Annotated in this window: 9 protein-coding genes; 7 read left to right on the plus strand and 2 right to left on the minus strand. The window is 61.2% G+C overall.

From position 1 onward, the window contains the following. On the plus strand, nt 1-340 hold a 340-nt coding region (locus EN780_RS18770), incomplete at its 5' end, for an ATP-grasp fold amidoligase family protein (protein WP_281035372.1). Between the two features lie 365 nt (nt 341-705). Here the strand turns inward: EN780_RS18770 and EN780_RS18775 are convergent. Both EN780_RS18775 and EN780_RS18780 read right to left on the minus strand, forming a co-directional pair. After that, nucleotides 706-975 (minus strand): hypothetical protein, encoded by a 270-nt coding sequence (locus EN780_RS18775; RefSeq protein ID WP_245478422.1) that lies wholly within the window; start codon nt 973-975, stop codon nt 706-708. Between the two features lie 302 nt (nt 976-1277). Beyond that, nucleotides 1278-2252: a helix-turn-helix domain-containing protein gene (locus EN780_RS18780; protein ID WP_127311531.1), complete on the minus strand. Its 975-nt coding sequence runs from the start codon at nt 2250-2252 to the stop codon at nt 1278-1280. A gap of 223 nt (nt 2253-2475) precedes the next feature. On the opposite strand from EN780_RS18780, the gene EN780_RS18785 reads away from it, so the two are divergent. The 6 genes from EN780_RS18785 to EN780_RS18810 form a co-directional block, all read left to right on the plus strand. After that, a complete protein-coding gene (locus EN780_RS18785) occupies nt 2476-3270 on the plus strand; it encodes a hypothetical protein (RefSeq protein ID WP_127311532.1) in 795 nt (264 codons plus the stop codon). 559 nt (nt 3271-3829) lie between these two features. Continuing rightward, the gene (locus EN780_RS18790) at nt 3830-5335 is read left to right on the plus strand and encodes an arylsulfatase (RefSeq protein ID WP_128274964.1); all 1506 of its coding nucleotides are present in this window, start codon (nt 3830-3832) and stop codon (nt 5333-5335) included. 37 nt (nt 5336-5372) lie between these two features. Continuing rightward, nucleotides 5373-6332: a formylglycine-generating enzyme family protein gene (locus tag EN780_RS18795; RefSeq protein ID WP_245478380.1), complete on the plus strand. Its 960-nt coding sequence runs from the start codon at nt 5373-5375 to the stop codon at nt 6330-6332. Between the two features lie 53 nt (nt 6333-6385). Then, nucleotides 6386-8287: a mechanosensitive ion channel family protein gene (locus EN780_RS18800; protein ID WP_127282671.1), complete on the plus strand. Its 1902-nt coding sequence runs from the start codon at nt 6386-6388 to the stop codon at nt 8285-8287. 67 nt (nt 8288-8354) lie between these two features. Next, nucleotides 8355-9350, plus strand: coding sequence for a GlxA family transcriptional regulator (locus tag EN780_RS18805; protein WP_348627102.1), 996 nt, complete (start codon nt 8355-8357; stop codon nt 9348-9350). Nucleotides 9351-9754: 404 nt separating this feature from the next. Then, the coding region (locus EN780_RS18810; RefSeq protein WP_189556607.1) for a BCCT family transporter at nt 9755-10173 on the plus strand (419 nt) is incomplete at its 3' end.

Raw genomic sequence — 10173 nt, forward strand, 5'->3', positions numbered from 1 at the left:
GATCAGGCAAGCGGCCCTGATCGCGCCGCGTGTCGCCGGCGATCTCGACTATGTCCGCGTCGATTTCCTGGTCACGCGCGAGCGGCTCTACGCCGGCGAGATCACCGTCTATTCGGCCGGCGGTTATGCGACCTGGAGCAATCCTGCGATCATGGCGGACATGGAGCAGCGCTGGCGGCTCGATCACTCGGACTATCTGCGGCGGCGGCATTCCGGGCTTGCCAGAGTCTACGCCGACGCGCTGCGCTCAAAATGCCTGCGGGCCAACGGCAGTCCGGAACCTGTTGCGGTCGCCGAAATCCACCCGCCGCTGGGTGTGCCGGATCCGCACGACGCCTGAACGGTCCGACTGGCAGCGTGTGCGGGTCAATGACAGCGTGCTGCAAACCGTCATGAAGGGGGTTGCGGCCGTGGGCGGCAGCGTCCTGCCAGGCTTCGGCGGCTCGCTGGCGATGGTTGGGGATCGGGCGCGTCGGCCGAGTTCTTTCGAACAGGATCTCGACCGCGCGCGTGGACGATCACCGCACCGGCGGAAACATCAATCCTTTGGAGCCCAGAGCGCCGCCAGGGAGCAAATCGAAGACCTGCGAGCATCCCAATCGACACGGGGTGCTATCGACACGGCTTTCGAACGCCGTGCCGATCAGCCTTTGCTGGCGGAATGTGATCCACCATGTCCACCAAGGGGACGAGGCCCACTTTCATTCACTGTATGTGCACGACGACGTAGCGTCCGCCGTAGGGTTGATAATACGTGCTGCCGCAGTGCCACAGCACGGTGCCGTTGATCGTGGTCTTCACGCACGCTGCGGGGAGCCGGGTCACGTAGATCGTCGAGCGGCGGATCGTTCGGCGTGTGGTACGCCTCGCGACCCCTGCGACACTGCCTGGTGTGAGCGGACGGCCAACTTTCGCCTGCGCGTTGCCAACGAAGGGCGCGAACGGGATAATCGCGTCGGCCAGATCGGCAAACATCAAGGCAACGACGATTCCGGCGGCGCCGGTCAATCTCAAGCTAGATCTCGTCATCTTGCATCCTCCCAAGAACTCGCCACTCAGTGCGTTTTGACTGGCCGACGACCACGCGCCCGGCGCGAGCCTGCGCCAACCCAAATCAGCGGACCTGCTCGCTGACCCAGCGAGCCCGAGGCGGTGCGTTATAAGCATTTTAGAATGTACTAATTCTCGAGCGCGACTTCTATCCGGATTGCGCAAACCCAGTCGAACTGCTTGCACTGATGACGTGGCGCAATTTCTCGGCGCACCTTACGCCCTGGTCACGATCTCCCGGCACGCTGAAGCGTTTCCTTGGGAGACTCGCCGAAGAACAGCCGATAATTCGCGGCGAAGCGGCCCAGATGGGTGACCCCCACGTCCATAGCGATCGTCGTAACGCTCAAGCCGTTGGCGCGAGCCGTGACAAGGAGCCGTCTTGCTTCGTTGAGGCGGAGCGCTCTTATGAATTCGAGCGGGGTTACCGCGAACGTGGTGCGAAAGGCGTATTCGAGCTGTCGACGGCTGACACCGATTTCCCGGCACAGTCGAACAATGGGTATGTCTTCCCGGATATGAGTGCGAATGAAATCCTCGGCCGCCGACGCTTGTCTAAAGTGGCGACTCGCGCAATCGACTGTTCCGCTCCCGCGACTGTCTGCCCCCGCGAAGGCGTCAGCCACTGCCCCCAGATATTCCTCGAACGCAGCTGGAGGCTGCTCCGGCAAAACCGACTCGCTTCCGACTGTCCCGAGGTAGTCTGCCATCGACTTCATCTGGCGTCGGATTCTTTGCGCTTCCTTGGTGGCGAGCCGAATTGCCGAGGGGCGATTGTTGATCTTCTCGATAACCATCCCCGCGGCAACCAACTGGATTTCCATCCAGGTCGCGGTGGGAACAATGGCGACAGCGTAAGTGAGGCCGGGCCGGACCGTAGCCGTCACACCCGTGCCGGCAGGGATTGCCAGGATCAAGTCGTCTTCGAGCGGAACGCCGCATATTGTCGACCCACAGGCCCGCTCGATAGCCACTAACGCCACCGAGCCTGGATCGAAACCGCCTCTGGCGCGGAAGGCGCAATTGAATTCTGGCAGGTCGAGCGCCCACTTACCGGGGGACTGGATTTGCCGGATGCGCGAGGGACGCCAGCCTGCCGAAAGCCTGTCGACCTCCACGGGCAGACCAGAGGCGGCGCTGGTCAGGTCGTCTGGGCCAAGCAGCACATCCCTGTACGAAGGCGATGAAGGCCACGTGGTCACGCAAGGCGTCCTTTGCGCAAAGTGGATAGAAGAACGACTATATTAGGTTTAGCTTAAGCGTAAATTGCGCGAGATCAATTGGCACTTAGGTACCCCGACGAACGGCCTAGCGGGGATAGACCATGCGGCCAAGTTGACAGAGCGCAAAGCGAGGGTTCATCCAGTATGGAAGAGAAACCTCTGCTTGGCGTAGTTCGGGCAGCAAAAACGATAAATGGGGACGATGATGAAGAAATTTCGTTTGGCCGCCCTGGCAATGGCAGGTGTATTGGGACTTGGTGCGGCCAATGCCTTTGCAGCAGACATCGCCAAGCCACAGGATGAAGGTTGGACCTTCACTGTCGCCCCGTATCTGTGGGCATCAGGAATCAAGGGCGAAAGCGGCCTCTTCGGATTCCCGCCTCAGGATGTCGATGTGAGCTTCAGCGACGTGCTGCAACACCTCAAATTCGGGTTCATGGGGCTCACGGAAGCCCGTAACGGGCCTTTCACAATCAGCACGGACATAGTCTACGCCAAGCTCGACGCCAACATCGGCACCCCGCAAGGAATACTCGCCTCGAATATCGATGCGACGGTGAGCACTTTCATGGGAACGGCGCTAGGCGGCTACAGCGTTTACTACCAGGATGGGACGAATTTCGATCTCGTGGCCGGCGCCCGCCTTTGGTCGGTCGACAACAAGTTCGACTTCAACGGCGGTGCGCTTGGTGGCAGCTCAGCGAGCGACGGCGATACGTGGGTCGATCCGGTGATCGGCGCCAAATTCAAGGCCGATGTCGGCAATGGAATCTACCTGGCCGGCTGGGGCCTCGTCGGTGGTTTCGGCGCAGGGTCCAAATCGATGTGGGATGTGATGGGCGGCGCCGGCTATCAGTTCAACGACAAGATGTCCATGTTCGTCGGCTATCGGGCCGTGCACGACAATTACAGCCACGACGGCTTCGTGAACAAACTCACTCAGCAAGGTCCGATATTGGGGCTCACCTATCAATTCTCGCCAGCCCATCCGGGATAGGAAGGGATTGACATGAAGTTGTTGGTCCGCGGCGCGGCTCAACTTCATCTATGCCAGCGCCAAATTCTTGCTGATGGCTGCGGTCGCACCTGCCCCGAGGCTGCATCGGCGGGCTCGTCAAGGCTGAAGCGCAACGTCTGTGTGGGAAAGCGATGCAGGCCGGGAGCCAAAAAATGCATCCTTTGCGCAAAGTGGATAGCAGTACGGTTGTATTAGGAATAACTTAAGCCCGAATAGCGCGAGATCAAACAGCGCGGGAGCATCGCCGACCAACGGCGAGTGGGGCGCATGAACAGACAGGACCATTTCGGAAGCATGCGCAGTGGACATCGAGCCCGCTGCAGCAAGCATGCCTTGTGGAGGTGGCCGCTTCCCGGACAGGCCATGACGGTGTTGGCCACCCTATTTCGGACTCCAAGAGATTTTCGCGCAGGCAGGCGGCCGTGTGGATGCCAAACCCTGTGCGCTGCCTCCTGGGTTCCTGGAGAATGATCGGCGACAGAACGCCAGACGCGCATTTGTTTTGAGTAGGTCCGTATACACAGAGCAGGGGCACAACATGAGCAACGATCGCGACTTCCCGGCTGAAGCCGGTACAACCAACAGGATCACGCGGCGGGATGCTTTGATGGCCGGCACGGCGGCTGCCGTTTCGCGATTTGCCGCGCCAGCCGGCCTTTCGGGCGCACTCGCCGGCCTCGCCGGTGTTCAGGTTGCCGCAGCCCAGCCCTCGCAGCCCAACATCGTCTTCATCGTTGCGGACGATCAGGGCTGGAAAGACGTCGGCTACCACGGCTCAGACATCAAGACGCCCAACATCGACAAGCTTGCCACTGAAGGGGCGAAGCTCGAAGAATATTATGTGCAGCCGATGTGTACACCGACGCGCTGCGCCCTCATGACCGGCCGCTATCCGCTACGCTATGGCATGCAGGTTGGCGTTGTCCCCGCTGCAGGAACCTATGGCCTTTCGCTTGACGAAACCCTCCTTCCGCAAATCCTCAGAGACGCGGGCTATCGGACGGCAATGAGTGGCAAATGGCACCTCGGCCATGCCAAGACGGCCTACTGGCCGAAACAACGTGGATTTGATTCATTCTACGGGGCCACCGTCGGCGAGATCGACCATTTCAAACATTCCTCGCACCGCGTCGCGGACTGGTACCGCAACAACAAGCCGATCAAGGAGCCGGGCTTCGACAACACCCTGTTCGGTCAGGAGGCCGTCCGGGTCATCAAGGCCCACGATCAGAAGAAGCCGCTGTTTCTCTACCTCGCCTTCACCGCGCCCCACACGCCGTTCCAGGCGCCGAAAGAATATCTCGACCGCTATAAGAACATTACCGACGAGAACCGGAGGGCCTATGCCGCGATGATCTCGGTGATCGATGACGAGGTTGGGAATGTCGTGGCCGCGCTCGAGAAGAAGGGGATACGCGACAATACCCTCATCGTTTTCATGAGCGACAATGGCGGCGTCGTCAATTCGATGTTCACCGGTGACTCCAAGGTGGAAGGCAAACTTCCCGCCGATAATGGTCCCTATCGCGACGGCAAGGGTACTCTCTATGAGGGAGGCACGCGCTCGGTTGCCTTCATGAACTGGCCCGGCAAGATCAAGCCCGGCGCCTTCAACGGCCTTATGCACGTCGTTGACATGTTGCCGACACTGGCTGGGCTGGCTGGAGCCAAGCCCGGCAAGGACAAACCCCTGGACGGCATGGATATGTGGCCGGCCATCAGCGAGGGCAAACCTTCGCCCCGCACGGAGATTGTCTACAATGTGGATCCCATGGTCGGCGCGGTGCGTGAGGGCGATTGGAAACTGGTGTGGGCCGCGGCGTTGCCGCAAAAGATAGAGCTTTTCAATTTGGCACAGGACAAATCGGAAGCCACCAATCTGGCCGACAAGAACCCTGATAAAGTCAAGGAGTTGCAGGCAAGGATTACGGAGCTGGCAACCCAGATGAAACCCCCGCTGTTGCTGCTGGAAGCCATGCGCTTGACGTTCTTCACACCGTTGGTGACGCCAAGCCCGGAAGAGATGTTCGCTGCGGGGGACTGAAAGGCAGATGAGTTCGGCCGTTTAGACGAGACGCCCGATGACTGAGGCACGACTTACCGCAAAGCCAGCAATCTCGTCGCACGGCGATATGGCCTGGATTCCCGGCGGTGAGTTCCTAATGGGCTCCGACGACCACTATCCGGAAGAGGCGCCGGCGCATCGTGTCGTGGTCGGCGGCTTCTGGATGGATCGCACCGCCGTCACGAATGCTGAGTTCAGGCGCTTTGTCGAGGCCACCGGCTACGCCACGCTGGCCGAGCGACCGGCAAATGCCGCGGACTATCCCGGAGCCAGCCTTGAGTCGTTGGCACCGGCTTCGGCCTTGTTCGTCCGGCCTTCACGCAGCATTGATCGCGGCAATCACTACGACTGGTGGGCCTATGTGCGCGGCGCGAATTGGCGGCATCCTCGCGGGCCTGCCAGCGGACTCAAAGGGTTCGAAAATCATCCCGTCGTGCACATCGCTTACGAGGACGCGGAAGCTTATGCGAGCTGGGCAGGCAAGGAGCTTCCGACAGAGGCCGAATGGGAGTTCGCCGCCAGGGGCGGGCTGGAAGGAGCCGAGTTCGCATGGGGCGACGACCTGACCCCGGGTGGCCAGCATATGGCCAACACCTACCAAGGCGAGTTCCCGTTCCGCAACGATTGCGAGGACGGCTACGAATGGACGTCTCCGGTCGGCTCGTTTCCGGCAAACGGCTATGGGCTCCATGACATGGCCGGCAATGTCTGGCAGTGGACAACTGACTGGTACCAGGAGCACCGCCGCATCGACAGCCCTTGTTGCACGATGGCCAACCCGCACGGTGCCGAGCGTGAGGCAAGTTACGATCCGCTGACGCCCGACATCAGGATTCCGCGCAAGGTGACCAAAGGCGGGTCTTTCCTGTGCGCGCCAAGTTATTGCCGGCGTTACCGGCCGGCCGCGCGCATGGCGCAAGCTGTCGATACGTCCACTTGCCACCTCGGCTTCCGTTGCATCGGGCGTTCGTCGTGAGGGAGCGTGCGCTACGCTCGACAGCATGACCGCCCGGAGAGACGAGCGGCGAATTGTTCGACGGTCGGGCGACCGCCGAAACTGGCTTGCGAGGTGCTGAAGAGGGGGAAATCGTGGGCACGACGGCAGAAACGGATGTTACTTCGTTGATTTCGGGCTTCGAGCAGCTGGCCGAGCGTTTCGTCTCCGGACTGTTCGCGCGGGTTGCGGCTTTGAGCGACGTGCCTGTCGAGTTTGAAAACCTGAGGGCCTCGCTCGCGGCCAGCGGAACATCTCTCCTTGCGCTCCTGTTCGAGATTGTGCTGGTTGTTGCGCTCGTCGCGGGCGTGTTCATTCTGTTCGCCGGTCGGTTCAAGAAGGCGGCTGCCGCAAGTAGCGCATGGCGCAGATTCTTCGCAGGCGTGGCGGCTGCTGTGGTGGCGCTGGCGATCGGTTTCATTGCCGCGCGGCTGCTGGCCGGTTCTGGCGCACCTTTGCAAACCCTTCGCCTTTGGACGATGGCGACCGTGCTCGGCTTCGTCATCCTCGCCGCCGTCAGATCACTGTTGATGGCATCGCGGCGAACCGAGTTCGCGGAGCGCTCCGTCCATCTGGCGGCGCTCGTGCGCGACCTCTCGCTTGCTATTGGCCTGGCGATCATCGCCACCACGCTGCTCGCGACGTTGCGGCTCTGGAGCGTCGGGCCGGCCCTGGGGGATCTGCTGCGGACAGGTTTGGCAATTCCGACCTACCTTATGTTTGCATGGGCGGTATGGCGGCACAGGCGCACAATGGCGGCCGCCGTCGCCGGTCCGCGTCCCAGAAGCCGCTGGCGAACCCGTCTCGCCAAAATGTGGCCGGCAGTGGTGATCGCTTTCGTGGTAGTCACCTTCCTCAGCGCTCAGGCCGCGCTGACCCTGGGAACATCGCTTCGTGGGCCGGCCGTCCTGGTGACCGCGTTGCTGTTTCTCGCCGCGCCTCATCTCGACGCAATGATCGGGAATTGGGCTCAGCGCGGATTGGAGTCTCCCGACATCTCGATCCTGGCAGCGGCGGGGCGACAGACAGCCCGCTTCACCGTCGTGGCCATCATGATCGCCATGCTGGGAACGCTATGGGCGACTCCGCTGGCTGCCGGGTTCGGCATAGATTTGCGAGAGGTCGCCAAGGGCGCATCCGGGGTTGCGCTGATCATGTTGGTGGCGGCGTTTCTGTGGAATGTGGTCGGCACAGCGACGGCTCGCGCCTTGCGCGCGGAGTTGCCCGCCGTTGGTGACGACGAGATGCTGGGAGCGCCGCGTTCACGGCTGGGCACGCTTGTGCCGCTGATCAGCGGGATCGGCAAGTCGAGCATTCTGGCCTTGGCACTGCTCTCGATCCTGGTGTCGATCGGGATCAATGTCTGGCCCCTGATCGCCGGTTTGAGCGTGTTCGGGCTGGCGATCGGCTTCGGCTCGCAGACGCTTGTGAAAGACCTGGTCTCCGGGCTGTTTTTCCTGATCGACGACGCATTCCGCTTCGGCGAATATATCGAAACGTCAGGCGCCAAGGGGACCGTGGAAAAAATCTCGGTCCGGTCGGTTTCCCTTCGCCACCAGCGCGGTGCCTTGGCGACAATCCCCTACGGCGAGATTGGCAAGATTCAGAATTTCAGCCGCGACTGGATGATCGAGAAACTGACCTTTCGCGTTGCGTTCAACACCGATGTCGAAAAAGTCCGCAAGATTTTCAAGAAGATCGGCCAGGATATTTCGGCCAACCCGGAACTTGCTGGAGATCTGCTCGAGCCGTTCAAGAGCCAGGGAATTGCCGAGGTTGAGGACGGCACGCTGGTTATCCGGGCCAAGTTCAAGGCAAAAGCGGGCAGAAATTTCATGATCCGCCGCGCCGTTTTACTCGCCGTGCACCAGGCATTTCGGGAAAACGGCATTCAGGCCGTCCCAAAGCCACTGACATCCAATCCCGGAGCAGCCTGAGCAAATTCCGAGACGATGGCGCATTCGCGATATCCATTTCGCGACACGGACGTTAGTTTCAGTGAACATGTCTCAACATCCGATCAAGCGCTCGCTCGTCTTCTTTATGGTGCCGGATTTCACCATGGTCGCCTTTGCGACTGCACTGGAGCCGATCCGCATCGCCAACCGGATGCTCGGTTACGAAGCCTATAAGTGGCGGCTGGCCAGTATCGACGGGCAGCCCGTGCCCGCCTCGAGCGGCGTGTTGTGCGCGGTGGACACGTCGTTGCAGGACGAGCGGCGCATGATGGCCGGCCCCGACAGGCCATCGATGGTCATCGTCTGCACCGGCATCAACATCGAGCGCTATTCGAACAAGCCGGCTTTTGCCTGGTTGCGTGAGGAACATGATCGCGGCGTTGCGATCGGCGGCCTCTGCACCGGCGCCCATGTGCTGGCGGCTGCCGGGCTGCTCTCCGGCAAACGCTGCGCCATCCATTGGGAAAACCTGCCGGGCTTCGCCGAGGCATTTCCGAATGCGCATGTGTTTGCCGACCTCTTTGAGGTCGATCAAGACATCTACACATGCGCCGGCGGCACGGCCGCGCTCGACATGATGCTGAAGCTGATCGGCGATGATTTCGACGAAGATCTGGTCAGTCGCGTCTGTGAGCAGGTGCTGACCGATCGCGTGCGCGGCGCAAGCGACGGCCAGCGGCTTCCCTTGCGCGCGCGGCTCGGCATTCAGAATTCAAAAGTGCTGACCATCATCGAGCTGATGGACGCCAATCCGTCCGAACCGATATCGATAAGCGATATTGCCAGGCAGGTCGGGCTGTCGCGACGGCAGATCGAGCGTCTCTTCCGCGATGAGATGGGGCGCTCCCCGGCCCGCTACTATCTGGAGATACGCCTCGAGCGCGCACGGCATATGCTGATCCAGTCATCCGTGCCGATCGTCGAGGTGGCCACCGCCTGCGGCTTCGTTTCGGCGTCGCATTTTTCCAAATGCTACCGCGAACTCTACGCCCAAACCCCGCAGCAGGAACGGCTGGAGAGGAAATACCCCGCCGCCTCATAAGCGTCATCGGTTTTGCCACGCCGACGACAGGTTCGGCCAGGCAGCCGTGCGTGCGTCCACGGGCTTGCGCAGCGACCAATCCGGCTGGCTCGACAAAGGGTTTCGCAGAGGGTGTTTTTGACGCGCCATGGCATGGCGTGCCTTTGCCCGGGTAGGTTCTTCCCTACCCGGGATCTGCCGGTTCCCCACTGACCCGCCAGATTCCTCCCATCCTTGCCTGCCCACCCTTTCTACCCTGACGGGTGTGGTGGCGGAGGGCCTAATCCGACACTTCGAAACGGCGCCAACGGCGGACGCTTCAGCGTGCGCCGTCCGCGACCCTGGTCTCGCAGGAGGTCGGGGTCTTTGACGTCCAAGGGGAGTTTTTCAGGAACTGGTTTCGAAATTGATTTGGGAGGTCACGCATGTCGACTAGAAGCAGGTTACGGGGCATAGATACGGCGGTATTCTGGCCGGCCCTGATCATAACAGCCGCGTTCATTTTATGGGGAGCCGCTGCCCCGGATAGCCTCGCCTCCGTGACGAACGCCACGCTCGCGGCCATCATCAATGGTTTCGGATGGGGCTTTGTCGTATCGACGGCTATGTTTCTGGTCTTTGCCGGGTTCCTGGCGATCAGCCGTTTCGGCAAGATCAGGCTTGGAGCCGACGACGAGCAGCCGGAGTTCACTACAGTTTCGTGGGTGTGCATGATGTTCAGCGTCGGCATGGGCATCGGACTGATGTTCTGGGGGGTTGCCGAGCCGGTTTTCCATTTTGGCGCGCCGCCTCACGGGCTGGCCGCCCCGCAGTCCAAGGAAGCTGCGCTGATCGCGATGGAATA

The sequence above is a fragment of the Mesorhizobium sp. M4B.F.Ca.ET.089.01.1.1 genome (genome assembly GCF_004022605.1).
GTDB lineage: Bacteria > Pseudomonadota > Alphaproteobacteria > Rhizobiales > Rhizobiaceae > Mesorhizobium > Mesorhizobium abyssinicae.